This is a genomic window from Bacillus sp. FSL R5-0593 (assembly GCF_038603755.1).
Lineage (GTDB): Bacteria > Bacillota > Bacilli > Bacillales > Bacillaceae > Bacillus > Bacillus velezensis.
Genome location: NZ_CP152011.1, coordinates 372202 through 396228, shown reverse-complemented (window position 1 = coordinate 396228; position 24027 = coordinate 372202). Strand labels below are relative to the sequence as shown.

The window sequence follows — 24027 nt, the reverse complement described above, 5'->3', positions numbered from 1 at the left end:
CTGTTTTTGTCACGTTAAATTCTCCTCAAGCATGTCAAAGATGTCTCCCATTTCATCCATCTCAAGATCCTGCGCGCTGAAATCGCTCGGCGTAAATTCTTTCTCCTCTTTGGCCGTGCAATGGCGGATGATCATTAAGAGATTGTCTTTAAACCGCTGCATCTGTGTTTCGACGGTGCTTCTTTCATATTCTTCCTGATTGTATGAGCAGGAAATGACGAAGCGGCCGCCTGTAACCATCCCGCTGAAGCTCAGTGCGTATAACGCCTCTGACTCTTCGCTGACTTGGACTCCCATATCATATGGAGACGGCTCAAACCATTCCGTTTTCACTTCATTGTCAAACTGCCCCAAGTAGTTAAAACTGATTTCAGGCGTGACGCCTTTTTCTGCTTCATCGGATGACAGATACCGGAGAATCCCGTATCCTACACCTTTATCAGGAACGCGCCGCACCGTCTCTTTTACCGTTTTAATGACGGAAGAGATGCCGTCTTCCTTGCTGATCTGCAGAATCAAAGGATATTGGGCCGTAAACCAGCCGACCGTCCGTGAAATATTGACATTCGGTATGATTTCCTCCCGGCCGTGTCCTTCTAAGTTGATGCCGACTTTGCCGTTTTCCGTCCATTCACCGATCGTTAAGCCGAGCGCGCTGAGCAGAATGTCGTTGATTTCCGTTCCGTACGGATGATGAACATCTGTGAGCAGCTGTGCCGTTTCTTCCTCAGTCAATTCACATTTCACGGCCGCCGTATGTTTGACGAGCCGCTTGTTCGGATCATGGTCTTTGGGCAGCGGCCGGAGTTCTTCCGCATCTGCCTGCGCCCAATAATCCGTCTGCTTTTTCAGCTCTTCTGATTGCGCAAACGTGTTCAGCGCCTCCGCCCAATCTTTAAAGGAGTGGGTTTTTTGCGGGAGGACGATGCTGTTTTGCTGCTGCGCCTGTTTATAACCTGAAGCGAAATCCTCAAGCAGAATTCTCCATGAAACCCCGTCCACGACGAGATGGTGAATCGCGATTAACAGATGATCGCCTTGTTCTGTCCGGTATTGCTCCGCTTTTAACAGCGGGCCGTTCTCCAGATCCAGACTTCCCTGAAGATGATCGGCAAGCCGCTGAATCTGGCTTTTCAGCATATCCTCGTCAGTTCCGTACAGATCAACGATTTCAAAGCTTGCCTTGCATTCTGTGACAGGGAGGTATGTCTGAATGATGCCTTCCCTTTCTTCACGGTAAACCATGCGGAGCGCGTCATGGTGTTCAATCAATGCTTGCAGGGTTTTTTCCACCAGGTCCGGATCAAAGCCGTCTTTCGCGTGAAGCATGACGGATTGGTTCCAGTGGTGTTTGTCCGTGAAGTTTTTCTCAAAGAACCAGCGCTGGATCGGCGTTAAGTCCGCTTCGCCTTCGACAGGGCCCTGGTCGGCCTGCTTGCCTTCCGTCCGCTCCACATAGGAGACGAGCTCTTCGATGGTCGGGTGCTGGAAGAGATCTTTCATCTCCAGCTTGTAGCCGTGCTGGTTCAGACGGCTCGCCATTTGGATGCCTTTGATCGAGTCGCCGCCGAGCGTGAAGAAATTATCGCTTACGCCGATCTGGTCAAGACCGAGCACTTCCTGCCAAATGTCGGAAAGCAGCGTCTCCATCTCCGTTTCCGGCGCTTTGTATGCCGCGCTTCCCGCTTCAATATCCGGTTCCGGCAGGGCTTTTTTGTCAATCTTTCCGTTCGCGGTGACCGGAAGCTCGTCCATCTCCACCCAGAACGCCGGCACCATGTAGTCAGGCAGCGTGTCTTTCAGCGCGGACTTGAGCGCTTCAATATCGTCCTGCTGAGGCGCGACATAGGCGCAAAGCGCGGTATTGCCCGCTTTGTCTTCCACGGCCGTCACCGCTGCGTCATGAACGTCCGCAAGCTGGGCGAGGCGGACTTCGATTTCTGAAAGCTCGATCCGGTAGCCCCGCACTTTGACCTGCTGGTCGATACGGCCGATGTATTCGATGCCGCACTTCGCGTTCCATTTGACGAGGTCGCCGGTCCGGTACATGCGCTCTCCGGACACGAACGGATCTGCGGTAAACCGCTTCGCCGTTTCTTCTTCACGGTTCAGGTATCCGCGCGCAAGACCGCGGCCGGCCACGCACAATTCACCGGCAATGCCTTCCGGCTGCACCTGATCGCCGTCGCCGAGAATATAAACTCTCGTATTGGCAATCGCCCGTCCGATCGAAAGCGATCCTTCCTCCGGATTGATGACGCCGCTTGTCGCGACGACGGTGTTTTCCGTCGGGCCGTAGTTGTTGACGATCGTGTACGGCTGTTTCACCGCCCGCTTCAGCTTGTCGCCGCCGACGAGAAGCATGCGGAGAGAGGTATTTTCCAGCTCCATAAATTGTTCGGCCAGCTGCGTCGGCAGGAAGGTGATGGTCACGCCGTTCTCCTCAAAATAGTGATTTAAGCGGGTGATATCCAGCCGGATCGCTTCGTCAATGACGTGAAGCTCCGCGCCGATGGTCCATATCGGGAACATCTCCCAGATGGAGGCGTCAAAACCAAAGCCCGCGTATTTGGCGCTTTTATCATCCGCCGTCATGGCGAATGCGTCGTGATGCCAGAAGCACAGGTTCACCAGCGCATGGTGTTCGACCATGACACCCTTCGGCTGTCCGGTCGTTCCTGACGTGTAAATCATATAAGCGAGATGATCTGCCGTTGTTTCCGTCTGCGGGTTCGCTTCATCGTTTTCATCAAGCGGCAGGCTCAGAATGGAGCGGCTGCCGTCAAGCAGAATCGTTTCTCCGTTGTAGCTTTCCGGCACGTCCAGCGCTTCCTGTGTGAGAAGAAGCTTGGCGCCGCTGTCCTGCAGAATGTAGCTGATGCGCTCTTCCGGGTAGTCGGGATCAATCGGCACAAATGCCGCGCCCGCTTTCAGGACGCCAAGTACGCCTGCGGCCATTTCCAAGGACGGTTTCGTCAAAATGCCGACACGTTCGTCAGCCGTGACGCCGCAGTCCATGAGAATGCGCGCAATGCGGTTAGCCCTTGCGTTCAGCTCGCCGTACGTCCATTTCGCGCCGTTATATGCCGCGGCAGGCCGGTTCGCGTAGCGGGCGGCCGTTTCTTCAAAGAGACGGTGAACCGTTTTGTCCCGCGGCACAGAAAGTGTTTTTCCTTTCCATGCGTCAAGGAGAGCTTGTTTTTCAGCATCGCTGATCAGTGAAATCTCAGGCAGCTTTCTGTCCGGACTTTCTGCCGCTTGCTTCAGAATCCGCAGGAACCCGGCGCTCCACTTTTCAATTGTTTCTTTTTTAAACAGATCAGTCGCATATTCAAACTGAAGGCCGAGACCTTCTTGATCCGTAAAGCCGCCGAGTGTCAGATCGAATTTCGCCGTGCCTTGGTTTGACTCATACGGAGTGATGCGCAGGTTCTCCAGTTCCAGTGTTTCTTTATCCGGATCTTCTGTCGTCACCATAACCTGGAACAACGGGTTGCGGCTCATATCTCTCGGCAGGTCAAGCTTTCCGATCAGATCCTCAAACGGATAATCCTGATGCGCCAGCGCGTCGAGATTGGTTTGTTTCACTCGTTCGAGCAGCCCGGCGAAGGTCTGCTCTTTGCGCGTTTCATTGCGAAGCGCAAGCGTATTGACAAACATCCCCGGCATTTCCTGAACTTCGGCGCTCGTTCTTCCGGCGGTCACCGAGCCGATAATGATATCGCGCTGCCCCGTGATTTTGCTCAAAAAGACATGGAACGCGGCGTGAAGCACCATATGAAGAGTCGCTCCCGATGATTCCATTAATTCACGCACCGCTTTTTCCGTTTCACGCCCCGCTCTGAAACGGACGGATTGTCCTTTAAAACTTTGAACCGGCGGACGGGGGAAATCGGTCGGCAGATTCAATTCAGGAAGCTCGCCGGAAAATGCGGAGAGCCAATAACGCTCATGGTCTTTCATCCGTTCGGCCTGCTCAGGTTCATTCTGCCAGACGGCGAAGTCTTTATAGTGCAGGTTCGGCGACGGCAGGCTTCCGCCTTTGTAAAGATGAGCGAGCTCTTTGACCAGCATGCTTCTGGACACGCCGTCGGCAATAATATGATGCATATCCAGCAGCAGCAGGTGTTTCTTTTCATTCAGTCTGACAAGAGCGGCCCGAATGAGCGGAGCCGCACTCAGATCGAACGGCTTAATGAATGCCTGAATGATAAGATCCGCTTTCTCCTCGTCTGCTGCTTCAAAGATGTGCAGGTCAATGTCAGCCTGTTCTGCGATCTGCTGCATCGGGCGGCCGTTTTGATCGATAAAGGACGTCCGCAAAGACTCGTGGCGATTGATCATCTGATTGAGCGCTTCCTGAAGCCTTGAAGTATTGACTTCTCCTTCCATCAGAAGAACGGACGGCATATTATAACTGATTGTCTCCCGGTCAAGCTGGTTCAGGACGTACATCCGTTTTTGGGCGGATGATAACGGATACGCGTCTGCACTGTCGGCCGGTGAGATCATCCGATATCCCTCAGATACCGCTGATTTTTCGATATATGCGGCAAGCAGGCGGACAGTCGGCTGTTCGAACAGCGCTTTTAACGGAACCGTTTTGTCCAGTTCAGCCTGAATATTGGCGAGGAGCATCATGCCTTTTAAAGAGTGCCCGCCGTAATCGAAGAAATTATCGTCGATGCCGAGCGTATCTGTACCGAGTGTCTGTTTCCAAATGCGGCACAGCTTTTCCTCCAATTCCGTTTCCGGCAAGGCTGAAGCTGTTTGCGCCGTTTGGCTGACGCCCGGTTTCGGAAGGGCGTTTTTATCGGTTTTTCCGTTGGCTGTGAGCGGAATGCGGTCTACTTGCATGAAATAAGCCGGAAGCATATGAGACGGCAGTGTTTCGGAAAGCCGTTTGCGAAGCTCAGAGCCTTTCAGCTCGCTGTCGGCTTTATAGTACGCGCACAGTTCCGGCAGCCCGCCTTCGCTGACTGCGAGAACGACCGCCTCCTGAATGCCGTTTACGCTTAACAGCACGGTTTCAACCTCTTTTAATTCAATGCGGTAGCCCCGGATTTTCACCTGATCATCCGCACGGCCGATAAATTCAATCGTCCCGTCAGGAAGCCTGCGGACGACATCTCCCGTTTTGTACATGAGGCTGTCCGGTGAAAAAGGATTTGAGAGAAATTTCTCCGCCGTCAGCTGCGGACGGTGAAGATATCCTCTTGCAAGCCCCTTCCCGGTAATATAAAGCTCGCCGCTTGCGCCCGGAGGAACGAGCTGCATTGCTCCGTCCAATACAAGCGCGCCGGTATTTGCGATCGGGCGGCCGATGACGGGTCGCTGCTCATATTGATCAAGGCGCTCCATATTGATCCGTCCGGCAATGGCGCCGATCGTCGTTTCCGTCGGCCCGTAGTGATTGATGAAGTCGGTATGGGCGTATACGTCATGAAACTTGCGGACATCGGACGTGATGATCTTTTCTCCGCCGAGCACCACTAAACGAAGCGGGCTGAAACGGCGTTCTGACGTAAAACGGGCTGTATTGACGATCATATGGAACAATGACGGCGTCAGTTTCATATACGTAATGCCGTTTTTCTGTATATACTCACCAAGCTGATCAGGCGCGGTGTACATCTCTTTCGGCACAATGTGCAGCTCTCCGCCCGCCTGAAGAATCGGGAATATGGCCGTATAGCCGAGATCAAATGCGTAAGAAGACAGCAGCACAGATTTGTCAGCTTCGGTCAAACCGGCTTCACGGCTGAACCATGTGACATAATTGATTAGATTGCGGTGCTCCAGCTGGACGCCTTTCGGTTTGCCCGTTGTTCCCGAGGTATAAATGATATATGCAAGCTGGTCGGCGCCGGGCTCCGTTTCAAGCCGGCCGGCGCTTTCGTTCTGCCATTCTCCGTCTTCCATTACGACCGTTTTTCCTTTATAAACGGCGGCCGCGGTCATGTTTCTTTCATTGACGACCAGAAGCTTCGTTCCGCTGTCTTCAAGAGAGTAGCGGATTCTCTCTTCAGGAGTCTCCGGATCAATCGGGAGAAATGCCGCTCCGGCTTTCATGACGCCGAGAATCGCGGTAATCAAGTCGGCCGAACGATCCATCATAATGGCTACGATGTCCTCACTGCCCGTTCCGCAAGCCTGAAGGTGGCGGGCAAACCGGTTCGAGCGTTCATCAAGCTCACGATATGTCAGACTTATTCCGCCCGCAACCGCCGTGAGATCAGGCGTTTTTTGCGCTTGCCGTTCAAACAGCGAAACAAAAGTGCCCTCAGGCAGATCCGCTTCCGTACGTTTTTCATCAGAAAGGAGCGCTTCCCGTTCAGGAGCGGACAGCAGGCTTGCGGCGGCCAGCTGAATATCCGGATTTTCAGCGCAGGCTTTAATCAGATTGACAAAATGAGCGCTCCAGCGGCGGATGGTTTCGTCCGCAAATAAGGCTTTCGCGTAATCAAAACTCAATCCGACCTCTTCTCCGCGTTCAGCCGCTTCTAAGGAAAGATCAAATTTAGCGACATGATGATGCATGGAGTATGAAGAAATCTCCAAATCTCCGAGCCGCAGAGCCGGGATCTCCATGTTCTGCATATTAAATAACACGCTGAACAGCGGACTCCGGCTTGTGTCCCTCGTTAACGGCAGTTTTTCAATTAATTCTTCAAGCGGATAGCTTTGATGCTCAAAAGCTTGAAGGCTCGCCGTTTTCACCTCATCCAGAAATTGTTTGAACGTTTTTTTGCCGGCAGGATGCGACCGAAGCGCAACTGTGTTGACAAACATGCCCGGCACGTCTTGGAGATCAGGATGCTGTCTTCCGGCCGCCGGAGACCCGACTATGATGTCTTCCTGCCCCGAATATTTGGACAGCAGCACTTGAAAAGCGGCTAACAAGAACATGTACATCGTCGTATCCGTATCAGCCAGCAGCTTCTTAATCTGCGCCGTCACCTGTTTATCAAGCCCGAAGATGACGCGTTCCCCTTCAAAACTGCGCTCGGCAGGACGCGGGAAATCAAGCGGCAGATCCAGCACCGGCAGATCGCCTTTGAACGTATCAAGCCAGTAGGCTTCGTGCTGATCGAGATTTGCTTTTTCACGCTGCCAGACTGAAAAATCCTTATAATGAATCTTTGGCAGCGCAAGCTCCGTGCCTTGATAAAGCTTCGCAAGATCACCGATGAAAATGCCCATTGAGCTTCCGTCCGTAATAATGTGGTGCATGTCAATCAGCAGAAGATGCCGGTCTTCTTCAAGCCGGATCAGCTTCGAACGGACAAGCGGCGCGCGGTTGAGCGCAAACGGCCTGATAAAGGCTTTTGTCAGCTCTTCTGCATCTTCTTCCCGGCCCTCGGCGGTTTCAAGCTCAAACGACACATTTTTATGAATGGTCTGCACGACTTCTCCATCTGCCATGTCAAACGACGTACGCAAGGTCTCATGACGGTTGATTAATGCCTGCATGGCCTCCTCAAGACGCTTTTTGTCTACTGACCCTTCCAGCAAAAGTACAGCAGGGACGTTGTAGCTCGTGCTGGCCTGTCCGAGCTGATTAAGGATATACATCCTGCGCTGTGCTGAGGAAACAGGATAATGCTTCTGATAAGGCGCTTGTCGGATCGGTTCAAACTGCTGTTCCTCCTCGCTCTCATGCTCCAAATAATGCGCAAGCTCCTGAATGGTCGGCTTTTCAAATAACACTTTAATCGGTACTTCTTTTTGAAAGTGCTCCTGGATTTTAGCGGTCATCATCATGGCTTTTAAAGAATGTCCGCCAATCGTGAAGAAATTGTCAGTCACACCCGCTTTCACACCGAGAATGCCTTCCCAAATGTCGGCGAGTTTCTGCTCCGCTTCCGTTTTCGGCGCTACGTATTCTTGTTGAACGGCTTCAGCCTGAGGCTCAGGCAGCGCTTTTTTATCAATTTTTCCGTTCGCCGTCAGCGGAAACTGATTCATCTGGATGAAGTGTGCGGGAATCATGTATTCCGGAAGTGATTCCGAAAGTGTTTTGCGCAGGTCTTCCGGCGAAAGGGCTTGGTCTGCGGTAAAGTAAGCGCAGATTTCATTTTCATCCGCTTTATTTTTCCGGATCACAGCCGCAGATTCCGTCACATTCTCCGCCTGGCTGATTTTCGCCTCGATTTCGCCGAGCTCGATTCTGAAACCGCGGACCTTTACTTGGTTGTCAATTCTGCCGAGAAACTCGATCGTGCCGTCCGGAAGCCACTTCGCCAAGTCCCCCGTCCGGTATATCATTTCATCCGGTCTGAACGGATCGCGGACAAACTGCTTCTCCGTTAATTCAGGCAGGTTCACATAGCCTCTTGCCACTCCGCTTCCGCCGACGCACAGCTCACCGGGCGCGCCGATCGGCTGGAGGTTGCGGTTTTCATCCATAATGTACGCAGTGGAATTTCCGATCGGCTTCCCGATCGGGACCGAACCGTCATAATCCTGATCAATGAGAAAACTCGTCGAAAACGTCGTATTCTCCGTCGGCCCGTATCCGTTCCAAAGCGACAGCTCCGGTGATGCCTTTCTCACTTTGCTGACGATATGCGGCACAAGCGCATCACCGCCGATGATGAGGTGCCGGAGCGTGTTAAACATGCCGGCATCCTTTTGGGCAAGCTGATTAAACAGCGGAGACGTCAGCCACATGGTCGTGATCCGCTGCTCTTTCAGAAATTGGGCGAATTGTCCGGCGTCAAGCAGCGTCTCTTTTTTCACCGGGTGCAATGACGCTCCGTTCAGCAATGCGCCGAAGACTTCGAAGGTTCCGGCATCGAAGCTGACGGCTCCCGTTTGCGCCATCCGGTCTTCTTCATGAACCGGCACGTAATTCGAATGTTTGACGAGCCTGATGATATTTCTGTGTTCAATCATGACGCCTTTCGGTTTGCCGGTCGATCCGGATGTATACATGATATACGCCAAGTCGTTGCCGCCGGCCGGAAGATTCAAGTCTGTTCCGCTTACCGTTTCATCCGCGCTTTCATCCAGCATGACGACCGGGACTTGCAATGCGCCCGCTTGTTCTTGATAGTCCTGAACTGTCAGCACGAGCCGAATCGAGCTGTCTTCCGCCATAAAGCGGAGACGGTCCTCCGGAAAAGCCGGATCAATCGGCACATATGCGCCGCCTGCTTTTAGGACGGCAAGCATTCCGACAACGGTTTCCGCAGACCGGTCGTTCATAATAGCGGCGGTCCGGCCTTTTTCCAGCCCGCTCTTCACAAGGTGTCTCGCCAGGCGGTTGGCCGCTTCGTTCACTTCACGGTAGGTCCATTCGCGTCCCGCTTCTTTTATCGCGATGCTTGCAGGCGTCCGGTTTGCCTGTGCTTCAAACAAACGGTGAACGGCCTCCTCTTCCGGAAGCGCCGTTTTCGTATCATTGAATATCTCAACAATCTGCCGCTCTTCTTCGCCTGAAACAAGGCCGAGTTCCCGCACGGGCGCGTCAGGCGTTCCGACCGCGGCTTTCATCATGCGGGTCAGATGGTGCGCCGTTCGTTCGATGGCATCATGAGCGAAAGCCGCTCCATTGTATTTGATTTTGACAGTCCACGTTTTTCCCGGATACACGATGAGATTGAAATCAAAGCTCGTCTGCTCAAAAGCATGTTCAACTTTAATGGAAAAGCCGAGTCTTTCCTCCATGCCCCCGTTTTCCAGCTCTTTGTCCAGCGGATAGTTTTCAAACGCGACCAAATGATTTAAGAGGCTGCCGTCCAGGGCGGAGCGCTTTTGAATGTCATAGAGCGGCACATAATCATAGCGCTCGGCTTCCACGGCGTTTTTCTGAACTGCCGCCATCACGTCCGAAAAGGCTGCATCTTTGTCAATTTTGATTCTGACGGGAATTGTATTGATGAACAGCCCCGCCATCGTTTCTATGCCGTTGATTTCTGAAGGACGGCCTGATACGACGGTGCCGAACACCACATCGTCTGTATAGTTGTATTTGCTGAGCACCGCACCCCAAACGGCCTGAAACAGGTTAGGCCCCGTGACTTGATGCCGGTTGGCGGTCTGCTGAATCTGCGCGACCAGCTCTTCATCCCAGACAAAAGAATATTCTTCATTTTGGTAGTCTTTCTTTTCTGATGCCAGACGGCCCGGGAGCAGGCTCGGCTGTTCGAAATCCGCCAGTCGGCTGCTCCAATATTGTTCCGCCTCCTCATAATCCCGGCCTCCGAGCCATTTGATATAGTCAGAGTAAGGTTTGCCCTGGCTTCCCCCGGCGGGCCGGCCGGCACGAAGCGCTTCATAGTTTTGGAACAGGCTTTTCATCAAAACGCCCATACTCCAGCCGTCCATGACGATATGATGATTGCTCCAGACGAGATACAGCTCCTTCTCACTGAGTCTGAACACCGCTGCTTTGAAGAGAATATCTTTCGCCAGATGAAAGCCCTGCTGCTGCACGCCGCGTTTATAGCGTTCAATATATTCGGTTTGGCGCGCTTCATCTAATTGACTGATATCTTCATAGTGCACCTTCGTCTTCCGCTCGGCTAATACGACTTGGCGCGGTTTTTGAAGCTGCTGGTGCACGAATACCGTACGCAGGATGTCATATGTCCGGATCAGCTCATTGACGCTTTTTTCAAAAAGCTCCAGCTGAAAACTTCCGTGAATCCTAAGCTCTAATTGTGTGAAGTAGGAGGAAGAATGCGGATCAAGCAGCGCATGATACAGCATTCCCTCCTGCATCGGTGTGAGTGCATACACCTTTTGAATCGATTTTTTGCTCATATGTCACCTCTGTCTTTTCTGTTAGAGAATTTCCATTAATTTATCAAGTTCATCAAGCGTCAGATCATCATCGCCAAGATCGCTAGGCGTAAGCTCAGGTCCGTCTTGGGCCAGGCAGTGATCTATGATTTTCAAGAGGTGCCCTTTAAAGCTGTCACTGAACGATTGAATGGTTTTTTCATGAAATTCGAGAGAATGATAGGCAAACGTCATCGTCATCTGCCCATTTTCTATAAATCCGACAATATCAAGCGCATTCGGCTTCTCTGTGTCAGGGCTCAGCGATTGTCCTGACGGCATCCCGGATCTTGTAAATAAGCCGGAATCCGACATCTCATTAAACTGGCCTAAGTAGTTAAAGCTGATATCCGGATCAATCTCAAATGAAAGATTCTCTTTATGCTCAGGCGCCGTTATATAACGCAGAATGCCGTAGCCGACTCCTTTGTTCGGGATGTGTCTGATGTCTTCTTTCATTTGTTTCAGCTGATATGAAAGATCGTCGGTGTGCTTCATCTCAAGGATCATCGGATACATGCTCGTAAACCATCCGACCGTCCGGGTGATATTCAAGCCGTCAAGAATGTCTTCGCGCCCGTGGCCTTCCAAATGAACGCCGATCGTGTCTTCACCCGTCCACTCTTTCAGCGCCAGTCCGAGCGCCGTGAGCAGGATGTCATTCATTTCGGTGTGATAGGCTTCATGTACGTTTGTCGTCAGCTGTTCAGTTTGTTCAGGCGTCAGAGAGAAGCTGACCGTTCTCGTATGTCTCATGCGCTGATCACCAGACTGCCTGTCTTTCGGAAGCTGAGTGCATACCTCTTTTTCCTCAAGCTCTCTCCAGTAATCCGCTTCTTTCAGAAACGCCTTCGTATTTGCGTATTCTTTGATTCTCTCGGCAAATTCGGCGAATGAATGTGTTTTCGGCGGCAGCGCGGGTTCATTGCCTTGCTTCAGCTGCGTATAAACGGACGTAAAGTCCTCCAGTAAAATCCGCCAAGATACACCATCCACGACTAAGTGATGGATTGCGAGAAGAAGGTGGTCTCCATCTTCAGCCCGGAAGAGCCCGGCTTTCAAGAGATGTCCTGTTTCCAGTGAAATACTGCTTTGAAGACGGTCTGCTTCCCTTTCGATACGGTCCTCATGGTCTTCAGCAGGTCCGTTCAGCTCAAAGACGTTCAGTTCAACAGACGCATCCTCAAGCCCTCTGTAATACGGTTTTTGTTCACGATAAATCATCCGGAGCGCATCATGGTGCACCGTCAGGACATGTAATGTTTTTTCTGTTATCTCCGGATCAAATCCGTCTTTCGCGTGAAGCATGACGGATTGGTTCCAGTGGTGTTTGTCCGTGAAGTTTTTCTCAAAGAACCAGCGCTGGATCGGCGTTAAGGCCGCTTCGCCTTCGACAGGTCCCTGGTCGGCCTGCTTGCCTTCCGTCCGCTCCACATAGGAGACGAGCTCTTCGATGGTCGGGTGCTGGAAGAGATCTTTCATCTCCAGCTTGTAGCCGTGCTGGTTCAGACGGCTCGCCATTTGGATGCCTTTGATCGAGTCCCCGCCGAGCGTGAAGAAATTATCGCTTACGCCGATCTGGTCAAGACCGAGCACTTCCTGCCAAATGTCGGAAAGCAGCGTCTCCATCTCCGTTTCCGGCGCTTTGTACGCGGCGCTTCCCGCTTCAATGTCAGGCGCCGGCAGGGCTTTTTTGTCAATCTTTCCGTTCGCGGTGACCGGAAGCTCGTCCATCTCCACCCAGAAAGCCGGCACCATGTAGTCAGGCAGCGTGTCTTTCAGCGCGGACTTGAGCGCTTCAATATCGTCCTGCTGAGGCGCGACATAGGCGCAAAGCGCGGTATTGCCCGCTTTGTCTTCCACGGCCGTCACCGCTGCGTCATGAACGTCCGCAAGCTGGGCGAGGCGGACTTCGATTTCTGAAAGCTCGATCCGGTAGCCCCGCACTTTGACCTGCTGGTCGATACGGCCGATGTATTCGATGCCGCACTGCGCGTTCCATTTGACGAGGTCGCCGGTCCGGTACATGCGCTCGCCAGGCACGAACGGATCGGCGGTAAACCGCTTCGCCGTTTCTTCTTCACGGTTCAGGTATCCGCGCGCCAGACCGCGGCCGGCCACGCACAATTCACCGGCAATGCCTTCCGGCTGCACCTGATCGCCGTCGCCGAGAATATAAACTCTCGTATTGGCAATCGCCCGTCCGATCGAAAGCGATCCTTCCTCCGGATTGATGACGCCGCTTGTCGCGACGACGGTGTTTTCCGTCGGGCCGTAGTTGTTGATGATCGTGTACGGCTGTTTCACCGCCCGCTTCAGCTTGTCGCCGCCGACGAGAAGCATGCGGAGGGAGGTATTTTCCAGCTCCATAAATTGTTCGGCAAGCTGCGTCGGCAGGAAGGTGATGGTCACGCCGTTCTCCTCGAAATAGTGATTTAAGCGGGTGATATCCAGCCGGATCGCTTCGTCAATGACGTGAAGCTCCGCGCCGATGGTCCATGTCGGGAACATCTCCCAGATGGAGGCGTCAAAACCGAAGCCCGCGTATTTGGCGCTTTTATCATCCGCCGTCATGGCGAATGCGTCGTGATGCCAGAAGCACAGGTTCACCAGCGCATGGTGTTCGACCATGACACCCTTCGGCTGTCCGGTCGTTCCTGATGTGTAAATCATATAAGCGAGATGATCCGCCGTTGTTTCCGTCTGCGGGTTCGCTTCATCGTTTTCATCAAGCGGCAGGCTCAGAATGGAGCGGCTGCCGTCAAGCAGGATCGTTTCTCCGTTGTAGCTTTCCGGCACGCCCAGCGCTTCCTGGGTGAGAAGAAGCTTGGCGCCGCTGTCCTGCAGAATGTAGCTGATCCGCTCTTCCGGGTAGTCGGGATCAATCGGCACAAATGCCGCGCCTGCTTTCAGGACGCCGAGTACGCCCGCGGCCATTTCCAAGGACGGTTTCGTCAAAATGCCGACACGTTCGTCAGCCGTGACGCCGCAGTCCATGAGAATGCGCGCGATCCGGTTCGCCCTTGCGTTCAGCTCGCCGTACGTCCATTTCGCGCCGTTGTATGCCGCGGCCGGCCGGTTCGCGTAGCGGGCGGCCGTTTCTTCAAAGAGACGGTGAACCGTTTTGTCCCGCGGCACAGAAATTGTTTTTCCTTTCCATGCGTTGAGGAGGGCTTGTTTTTCTGTTTTATTTACCAATGAAAGCTCAGAAAGCTTTGCAGCCGGATTTTCCGCTGCGGCTTCTAACAGTTGAAGCCAGTAATGCTTCCATGTCTCTGCCGTTTCCGGTTTAAACAGCGCGGTGTTATATTCAAGCACAAACGTTAAGCCTTCGTCTGTGTCCTCAGCCGTCATTGTCAGGTCAAACTTGGCTGTTTTTCTGTCAAACGGATGGTGCTTCAGCTCAATTCCTTCCATGACCAGATCTTCCGCATTTGCATTTTGCATTGAGAATACCGCATCAAACAGCGGATTTCTGCTCGTATCACGCTGCACCTCAACCTTTTGCAGAAGGTCTTCAAGCGGATAATCCTGCGCGTCAAATGCATGTAAAGCGGTTTGTTTTACTTCTTTAAGATAGTCTGTGAACGTTTTGTCCGCTTCCGGATACGTACGAAGCGCGAGTGTATTCACAAAAACACCAATGACGTTTGCGAGATCCGCATGTGACCGTCCCGCAACCGGCGAGCCCACAATGATGTCATGCTGTCCGCTCAGTTTTGAGAGAAAGGCGCTGTATGACGCCAGCAGCACCATGTACATGGTAGAATCCGTTTGTTTCGCAAGACTGCGAAGAGCCGACGTCTGTTCCTCAGTCAGAGAAAAGACCAGCTTGTCTCCTTCAAAGGTTTGCACGGCCGGACGGCTGTAATCAGCCGGCAGCGTCAATACCGGAAGCTCGCCGTCAAGCTCCCGAAGCCAATGCTCCTCCTGCTTGCGGTACTGCTCTGATTGAATAAATTTCTGCTGCCATACCGCATAGTCTTTATAATGAATCCGCAGCGGCTCAAGCGTTTCACCGCCATACAAGCGGGACAGTTCATCTATCAGCACGCCGACTGAAGCGCCGTCCGAAATGATATGGTGCATGTCAAACAGCAGCAGGTGGTCATGTTCAGCCAGCTTGACCAGTCCCGTTCTGACGAGAGGAAGCTGATCCAGGCGGAACGGCCGGATAAAGCTCTGAATAATCCGTTCAGCATCTTCTTCAGAGGCTTCATAATATTCCATGTTGATATCAGCTTCCGTCCATATGCGCTGAACCGTTTCTCCATCCTTTATGTCAAATGTCGTTCTGAAGGCTTCATGGCGTTCTGTCAGCTGTTTCATGACGGATTTCAGCTTTTCTGCATCAAGCTTTCCTTTTAAGCGGAGCACAGACGGCATGTTATAGCTTGTTTCAGCGCCTTCCAGCTGCTGAAGCACGAACATCCGCTTCTGCGGTGAAGAAACCGGATACGTTTCCCGCTCGGTCGCCGGTGCGATGCTCTCAGCAGCCTTCCGCTCAGCCCCTTCAATCAGCTGCGCCAGCCCCGCAGCCGTCGGAGAAGTGAACAGATCCTTTAAGGTAAGCTGCACGCCGAATGTCTTCTGGATAAGGGCCAGCAGTTTCATCCCCGCTAACGAGTGGCCCCCGATCTCAAAGAACTGGTCATGGACGCCGACCCGCTCCATTTGCAGCACCTCAGCCCAAATATCCGCCAGTTTTTGTTCTGTTTCATTGCGCGGCGCCGTATATGACACGGCATTCGCTGCGGTCACATCCGGCATCGGCAGCGCCCGCCTGTCGATTTTTCCGTTCCCTGTAAGAGGCAGTTCATCCAATTGAATAAAGACGGACGGAATCATATAAGCCGGAAGATCCTTCGCCGTATGCTCCCTCAGCTCCCGGGAAGAGATTTCCCTGAGGCCGACAACATACGCGCAAAGAAGTTTGTCACCCGCGCCCTGATCCACAGCGAGCACAATGCATTCCTGAATCTGGTCATGGCTTTGGAGCTGATGCTCAATTTCGCCAAGCTCAATCCGCTGACCGCGGATTTTCACCTGATGGTCGATACGTCCGATAAACTCGATATCGCCATTCGGAAGCCATCTGGCCAAGTCGCCCGTTTTATACATCCGTTCACCTTCCTTAAACGGATGCTTTACAAATTTTTCTTCCGTCAGTTCAGGACGGTTGTAGTAGCCTTCTACGAGACCTTCACCGCTGACGCACAGCTCTCCCGCGATACCCGCCGGCTGAATGCGTCCGGCTGAGTTCATGATGAAGACTTCCGTATTGCTGACCGGTTTCCCGATCGGAACGGAGAGCGTATCCTCTTCAATGACATCCACCGGATGGTATGTCGCAAACACCGTGCTTTCCGACGGGCCGTACATATGAAGCAGTCTTCCTTTTCCGACTGCCGCAAGCGCCTTTTTGACATGTTCTACAGACGCTCTTTCGCCCCCGAACATGATTTTCCGAAGCGTCGTCAGACAGGACGGCTCCATATCAACAAGCAGGTGGAACAGGGCCGTCGTAATCATCAGAATGCTGACGTTCTCCCGTTTGATCACACGGGACAGGCGTGACATATCCAGCACCGTATCTTTCGGGACGATCACAAGCTTTGCACCGTTTAACAGCGAACCGAACATATCAAACATAAAAGCGTCAAAAACGTAGTTTGACAGACCGAGCACTGTGTCCTCTTCAGAAACAGTCAAATAGTTCGTGTTTTTTACCGTCCGCAAAATGTTGGCATGTGTGACGATGTTTCCTTTCGGCGTTCCCGTCGTGCCTGATGTATAAGTGAGATTGGCAATTGTTTTGGAATCAAACGGCAATGCTGGATTGTGAGAGTCCTTTTCATAGCTCGCCTCATCATCAGCAAGCACAATGACGCCTTGAAAACCGGCCTTTTCCGCAAGCGGCTTGAGGCTTTGCTGAGTCAGGAGCACATTCGCCCCGCTGTCGCGGAAGAAATGCTGAATCCGCTGAACCGGATGCTCAGGATCAATCGGCACATAGGCGGACCCCGCTTTTAACACAGCCATAATGGAAACAATCATATCCATTGACCGTTCACACAGAACAGCCGCGGTTTTTCCGCCGCCTCCGACCGAAAGAATATGCCGCGCAAGCCTGTTGGCGCGTTCATTCAGCTGCTGATACGACAGGGTTTCCCCTTCGAACTGAAGAGCCGTCCGGTCAGGGTTCTTTCGGGCCTGTTCTTCAAAGATCTGCACGATCGTTTGCTCTTTCGGATATGCCGTGCGTTCCGGGTTGAACCGCTGTAATTGATTCAAAGCCTCCCGTTCAGAAAGCAGATCATATTCGCTGATTTTCGCATCCGGCTGAGCTGCCGCGCTCTCCAGCAGACGGACATAGTGCGCAAGCATGCGATCCGCAGTTGAGCGCTTAAACAGCTTCGTGCAATAATCCAAATCAAGCGCAATGCCTTCCGCTGTTTCCCGAGCCTGCATGGTCAGGTCGAATTTGGCGATGTTGAAGTTTGTTTCATGAAGAGACAGCGTCAGATTACCGATCTCCGGAATTCCGTCCGAGGCGTTTTGCAGACTGAACATCGTGTCAAATATCGGATGCCTGCTCATGTCCCGGGGCACGTTCAGCTCCTCGGTCAGCCACTCAAACGGATAATCCTGATGAGAAAACGCATCCAGCACCTGCTTGCGCACATGACCTAACAAGCCGGCAAATGTCTGATCCTGCTTCACGGAGCTTCGCAGCGCAAGCGTGTTGACAAACATCCCGATAAGCCCCTCGGTATCGGAGTGATTTCTTCCCGCTGACGGTGTTCCCACGATGATGTCTTCCTGTCCCGAATACTTAGAAAGCAGCGTATAGTATGCTGATAACAGCACCATGTAAAGGGTGGCTCCGTTTTTCTCGGCAAACTTCTGCAGCCGTTCCCGCAGCATTTTCGGCAGCTTGGCGGACACGCGGTCACCTTCAAAGCTTTGCACCTGCGGCCGCGGATAATCAGGGAGCAGCTGAAGCACCGGCAGTTCGCCGCTGAAGACTTCTTTCCAGTACGCCCGCTCCTTCTTGTAGCCTTCTTTCGCCCGTTCCGCCTGCCATACGGCATAATCTTTATATTGAATGCGCAATTCAGGCAGCTGATTTCCGCCGTAGATGTCAGCCAGTTCCTTCAGCATTATGGAAATAGACACCCCGTCAGAAATCAGGTGATGCATATCAAACAGCAGCATATGGCGATTGTGACCGAGCGTTTGGAGGCCGATTCTGAACAGCGGCGCCTCAGATAAATCAAAACGGCGCACAAAGTCCTTCATGACCTGTTCATTCGTTCTTCCGCGCGCTTCGATCATTTCAATATGAAACGGAACATGCTCGCCAATCACTTGTCTCGGCGTGCCGTCCTCTGATTGAAACGATGTTCTGAGCGCTTCATGCCTGCTGATTAAGGCAGAAAATGCACGCTCAAGCTTTTCACGGTCTAAAGCGCCCTCAATCATGGCCGCAGCCGGCATGTTATATCCGACTCCCGCGTCTTCAAATTGGCTTGCGATATAAGTCCGCTGCTGAGCGAGCGAAAGCGGATAGCTCGCCTGCTTCTCAGCCGGCTCAATTGCACTGAATGCCGGTCCTTCGTTTCGGTTTTCCGCATAATCGGCAAGCGCCGCAATCGTCGGATGCTCAAACAAGTATTGCAGCGGAATTTCAACGCCCATTTGCTTATGAATTTTCGTCAGAAGCGTCATTGCCTTTAATGAATGACCGCCTGACTCGAAGAAATGATCATAAATGCCCGCCTTGTCCATTCCGAGAACTTCCTGCCAGATGACGGCAAGTGTTTCCTCCGTTTCATTTCTCGGCGCGGCATATTCAGATGAGCTGACAGCCTGCACATCAAGCGCAAACAGCTTTTTGCGGTCCGCCTTCCCGCTTGGCGTGAGCGGAATTTCGTCCGTTTTTGTAAAGTAAGCGGGCACCATGTAATCAGGAAGGTGCTTGGACACATACTCCCTGTACTCGGCAGGGTGAAACTCGGTTCCTTTTTCCTGAACGATATATGCGCAGACATCTAAGCTGCCCTGCTGATCCGGCCGTGCCAGCACGACGGCCTGCGCCGCGCCCGGAGCTTTTCTGAGCACCGTTTCAATTTCTCCCAGCTCAATGCGGTAGCCGCGGACTTTCACCTGATCATCTTCACGGCCGATATATTCGATCGTCCCGTCCGGCAGCCAGCGCGCCATATCACCCGTGCGGTACATGCGGCCGCTTCCGTTAAACGGGTCCTGCAAAAACTTCTCTGCGGTCAAATCCGGAAGATTTAAATAGCCGCGGCCTACACCGTCACCCGCGATATACAGCTCACCGGCCGTGCCGTCGGGCTGAAGCCGCTGGTGCTTATCCAATATATACAGACGGGCGTTGCCGAGCGGTTTTCCGATCGGAACGTACGCCGCCTGTTGATTCATTCCGTTATCCGCTGACATCTGATGCACGGACGCATCTACGCACGTTTCTGTCGGCCCGTAGACATTCGTCAGACGCGGCGTCCTGCCCGATTGATGAAAGAGCGTCATCAGCTGTTCAGCAACAGCCGCGGACAGACCCTCTCCCCCAATGAGCATGTGGCGCAATTCAATTCCGCTGACATCTCCCGCCGCAGCCATCATCTGCAGATGCGCAGGCGTTCCGTCAGTGGCTTCAATCCGATTTTGACGATAATAGTCCAGCAGTGCCGAGCCATTCGTTACAGTCGTTTTCGGCACGATATAAAGCGTCTGTCCCAAAAGAAGCGAGGCAAAAATCTGTTTGACGGACGCATCAAAATGAAACGGAGCCAAAAGCGCCATTCTTAATGTCTGCTCACCGCATTGATAAATCTCCTGCTGCAGTGATTGCACCAGATGATGAACTTGCCGGTGCTCAATCATCACGCCTTTCGGCCGCCCCGTTGTACCTGACGTGTAGATGATGTAAGCCAGCCGGTCTGATTGTGTGCTGACACCGTCCGCAGCCGTCTCATACTGAACAGCCTCGTCAAAATCAATCCGTTCGGCATCCGCTGCAGGCGCCTGTATTCCGGCCTCCGTCAGAACAGCCTTCGCTCCGCTGTCCTCCAAAATGTACTGAATCCGATCCGCCGGAAAATCAGGATCTATCGGCACATAGGCGCCGCCTGCTTTCAAAATTCCCAATATTGCCGCAATGACACGCTCAGAACGGCCAAGCAGCACCGCGACAGGAGAATCGGCTGATATCCCGGCTTTAAGAAGGCGTCCGGCAATTCGGCCTGACTGTTCATGCAATGTGCGATAGGACAATGTTCGGCCTTCATACACCACCGCCGATTTGTCAGACAGTGACTTCACCTTCTCTTCAAACAGCCCCGGTATCGTCATCTCCCCGCGGTAATTCACCGGATTGCCGGAGGCCCGTTTCAGCAGCTGCTCTTTCTCGGATTCAGAAAGAAGAGTAAGTTCATCAATTATGCGATCAGGAGATGAAATCGCATCTTCAATCAGCGTGATCAAACGTTCAGAAACAGATTCAATCTCTTCCCCCTTGAAAATGTCGCTGCGATAGTCAAAATCAATTGTCAATTTCCCGGTGTCCCATCGTTCCTTCACATGAATTGAAATATCATTTGTACCGCTTCCGCTGAAAATAGGGTCTGTCAGGAAGGACAGATTCTCTTTTTTCTGCCACTGCATCACCTGGTACTCCAGAGCCACCGTAAACAATCTGCTCAGCGAACTTTTCGAAGCGCGCAAATCATTGACAAGCAGGTTATACGGATACTTTTGGTGACGGAGAATTTTCATCAGATCCTTCATCCGGCCTTTAACGAATTCCAAGAACGACTGTCCTCCGTCAACACTTGTCCGCACAGGAACTGTAGATACGAACATCCCGAGCATCTGCTTTTCTTTCGCATTCGTCCGGTTTCCCATAAACGTACCTGTGACAACGTCATCCCGGCCGGTCACTTTGTAGAGATAAGTGATCAGAGCTGACTGGAACAGAGATAGTACGCTGACTTTATGCTCCTCGCAGAATGAATGAATGCGGCCATATAAGTCGTGAGGAATTTCTTGAGAAAACCGTTTCGCATCAAGACCCGCATCTGCCTGGCTCCGTTTCAGGGACACAAGCTCCGGCACGGTCTCAAACTGCCCGTTCCAAAAATCCCGATCCTTTTTAAACCGCTTCGACTGCACATATTCCTGCTCTGTCAGCACGTGCTCGATAAAAGAAGGAATCTCCGTCTGTTCCTCACTTGCTCCGCCTGAGAGCTCCAAATAAATATCGGTAATCGCATTGCCCAGAATCGTCATGGAAATCCCGTCTGAAATAATGTGATGCACATTAACGTAGAACCAGACCTCATTTTCGCTGATGGTATACACGGAAAAACGGAATAAATCCTGATCATATAACGCCAGAGGTTTGCCAGCTTCTTCACGCCCCCATTTGGACAGCTCGTCCGCAGAGCAGCCGGCTCGCCTGATGTCTGTATGTTCGATAGTCAGCGGACGGTATTCGCTCACATATTGAACGGGCTCCCCCTCATCATCAAGCCGCAGACGGATTCTCATCGACTCATACCGCCGGACGAATTCCTGTATCGCTTTCTCAACGTAATGAGCCTGTACGCCGTCTTCAGAAATGAGTTTCCCGAACCCGGCAAGATTTGAAATACTCGTGTTCGGATAGAATTTTTCTGTATACCAGATACGTTTTTGAGCATTTGTTAAAGGATAAAAAGTTATTTCCATATGTGTGCGCCTCCCCTTTTTAAGATAAAGATGTCAATTCTCCCTTAGAAACAGCCTCCCTCAATGTCCCTAACTCATTATCAAGCCAAAAGAACCACTTACCTCCAAAACAATCCCGATTCAATCACCGCCGAAATCCGTCATCCGTTCACCCGCAAAGTCCGAAATGCGGCTCAAATTTATGAGAAATCAAGACAAGAATCCAATGTTTGTAAGCAACAGGGTTTACCTATTTCTTCATGAATTACTATATATCTACTTACGTTCACTTTATATGAAATTATTGTTTTTATCACCGAAAAATGGGTGAAAAGTTTCATTCGGCACACCGAAAAAAATTCCGACAATTCCAGAGGGTATTTTGCGGCATCCCGCAATTTATTTTTAAAAATATTATTTATGTAAAATTAAAAATCTTTAAACTATAGTATAAATCTTTCGAATATCCAGTTATGGCAGAATGAAAACAGTTTTCATATATGAGTTGATGGGAAAAAAACAGCGCAAGAACCGAAACAGGAGATTTAATCGTTCGCAATATGATTTCATTAAACCGCAAAAAAAGCACTCTATTTTACATAGAGCACTTCAAAAAGATTCCTTTATTGCAGTTTTATCAATGTTGATTAATTCCATATATTCTTTTCCCCACTTATACATGGCGTCCAAAATCGGCATAAGGGTCTCTCCTTGCTCCGTTAATGAGTACTCCACTTTCGGAGGGACGACAGGGTAAACTTCCCTGTGAACGATCAGGTCCTGCTCCAGCTCCCTGAGCTGATTCACAAGAATTTTGTGCGTAATATCCGGAATTAAAGCTTTCAGCTCATTAAACCGCTTTGTCCCTTCTTTTCCCAGGTGCCACATAATCAGCATTTTCCACTTCCCGCCTATCACGGCAAGCGTCAATTCCTTTTCGCAATTAAACGTTTTCTCATCCATTCGGCTCACGGGCCATTCTCCTTCCTCTTACTTTTTGTACGTTCATCATCTATTCATACACGCTTACTTTTTTACACAACTTTCATCAGTTTATAGTACCACGCAGTTTTGCTGAAACAAAGCGCATTGCCTGCGGGGACAGTATCCTCAAAGTAACTATTAGACTTCAAAGTGCGTACTTCTCAACATACGGGGCACTTTATAGAATGGAAATACATGAAAAAGAGGAGTGGATATAAAGTGGAATTACAGCTGGCATTAGACTTAGTAAATATCCCGGAAGCAATTGAACTTGTGAAAGAGGTCGAACCATATATAGATGTTATAGAAATCGGCACTCCCGTTGTCATTAATGAAGGCCTGAAAGCCGTGCAGGAAATGAAAACAGCCTTTCCTCACTTGAAAGTGCTTGCCGATCTTAAAATCATGGATGCAGGCGGTTACGAGATTATGAAAGCGGCAGAAGCGGGAGCCGACATCATCACCGTTTTAGGAGCGACAGACGACTCAACGATCAAAGGGGCGGTTGCCGAAGCAAAAAAACAGCAGAAAAAAATTCTCGTCGACATGATTAACGTAAAAAACCTTGAAACACGGGCAAAAGAAATTGACCAACTCGGTGTTGATTATATTTGTGTTCACACAGGTTATGATCTTCAAGCAGAAGGAAAAAATTCATTTGAGGAACTGACGGCGATTAAAAAAGCGGTCAAGAGCGCTAAAACCGCAATTGCCGGAGGCATTAAACTTGATACGCTTCCTGAAGCCATCAAACAAAACCCAGATTTAATCATTGTCGGCGGAGGCATTACGGGAGCTGACAATAAAGCGGATGCTGCTGCTAAAATGAAACAGCTGATCACACAAGGATCATGAAAACGACTGAATACTTACATGAAATACTAAATGAAATATCCCGCACCGCAGCATTAATATCCGACAGTGAAGCTGACAAGCTTGCGAATCAGATTTTATCGGCAGATCAAATCTTCACGTCCGGAGCGGGACGTTCCGGCTTTATGGCTAAAGCGTTCGCCATGAGGATGATGCACATCGGTCTGAACGCTTACATCGTCGGTGAGACGCTTACCCCTCCCCTCCAAGAAGGCGGTCTCGTCATCATCGGCTCAGGCTCAGGCGAAACAAAAAGTCTGCTTCATACAGCTGAAAAAGCCAAAAGCCTTAACGGCATCATCACTGCATTAACGATTAACCCCGACTCAAGTCTCGGCAAACTTGCGGATCTTACAATAACGATTCCCGGCTCTCCTAAGGAAGAGACCGGCGGAGACAGAAAGACGATTCAGCCGATGGGTTCTTTATTCGAACAAACTCTTCTGCTGTTTTACGATGCGGTTATTCTAAAAATCATGGAGAAAAAAGAATTGAATTCAGCAGACATGTTTACAAAGCATGCGAATCTGGAATGATTTGCTGACGGCCTTCTTATCAGATGGCCGTCTTTTTATCGTCTTGTTGCGCACGGTCATGCAGACCAAGGTTTTCGGGTCGGACACTCGCAGACGAAGATATCCTGCC

General features: G+C 51.4%; 5 protein-coding genes and 2 pseudogenes. 2 read left to right on the top strand and 5 right to left on the bottom strand.

What is annotated here, in order from left to right; all coding sequences use genetic code 11:
* Positions 1-9: 9 nt before the first annotated feature.
* The 5 genes and pseudogenes from srfAB (NYE36_RS01850) to NYE36_RS01830 all read right to left on the bottom strand — a co-directional run.
* A pseudogene (gene srfAB, locus NYE36_RS01850) lies at positions 10-7551 on the bottom strand (surfactin non-ribosomal peptide synthetase SrfAB); the annotation flags it as partial.
* Positions 7497-7661 (bottom strand): competence protein ComS, encoded by a 165-nt coding sequence (gene comS, locus NYE36_RS01845; RefSeq protein WP_269195032.1) that lies wholly within the window; start codon positions 7659-7661, stop codon positions 7497-7499. The pseudogene srfAB (NYE36_RS01850) and the gene comS, both read right to left, overlap by 55 nt.
* Positions 7662-7677: 16 nt before the next feature.
* Positions 7678-10770, bottom strand: a pseudogene (gene srfAB, locus NYE36_RS01840) (surfactin non-ribosomal peptide synthetase SrfAB); the annotation flags it as partial.
* A gap of 21 nt (positions 10771-10791) precedes the next feature.
* Complete coding sequence (srfAA, locus tag NYE36_RS01835; protein ID WP_265451396.1) at positions 10792-21546, bottom strand: surfactin non-ribosomal peptide synthetase SrfAA; 10755 nt, start codon at positions 21544-21546, stop codon at positions 10792-10794.
* A gap of 588 nt (positions 21547-22134) precedes the next feature.
* The gene (locus NYE36_RS01830; RefSeq protein WP_014304320.1) at positions 22135-22497 is read right to left on the bottom strand and encodes a helix-turn-helix domain-containing protein; all 363 of its coding nucleotides are present in this window, start codon (positions 22495-22497) and stop codon (positions 22135-22137) included.
* 231 nt (positions 22498-22728) lie between these two features.
* On the opposite strand from NYE36_RS01830, the gene hxlA reads away from it, so the two are divergent.
* Both hxlA and hxlB read left to right on the top strand, forming a co-directional pair.
* Positions 22729-23364: a 3-hexulose-6-phosphate synthase gene (hxlA, locus tag NYE36_RS01825; protein WP_095352416.1), complete on the top strand. Its 636-nt coding sequence runs from the start codon at positions 22729-22731 to the stop codon at positions 23362-23364.
* A complete protein-coding gene (hxlB, locus tag NYE36_RS01820; protein ID WP_015239129.1) occupies positions 23361-23918 on the top strand; it encodes a 6-phospho-3-hexuloisomerase in 558 nt (185 codons plus the stop codon). Before hxlA ends, hxlB begins: the two co-directional genes overlap by 4 nt.
* Positions 23919-24027 lie beyond the last annotated feature (109 nt).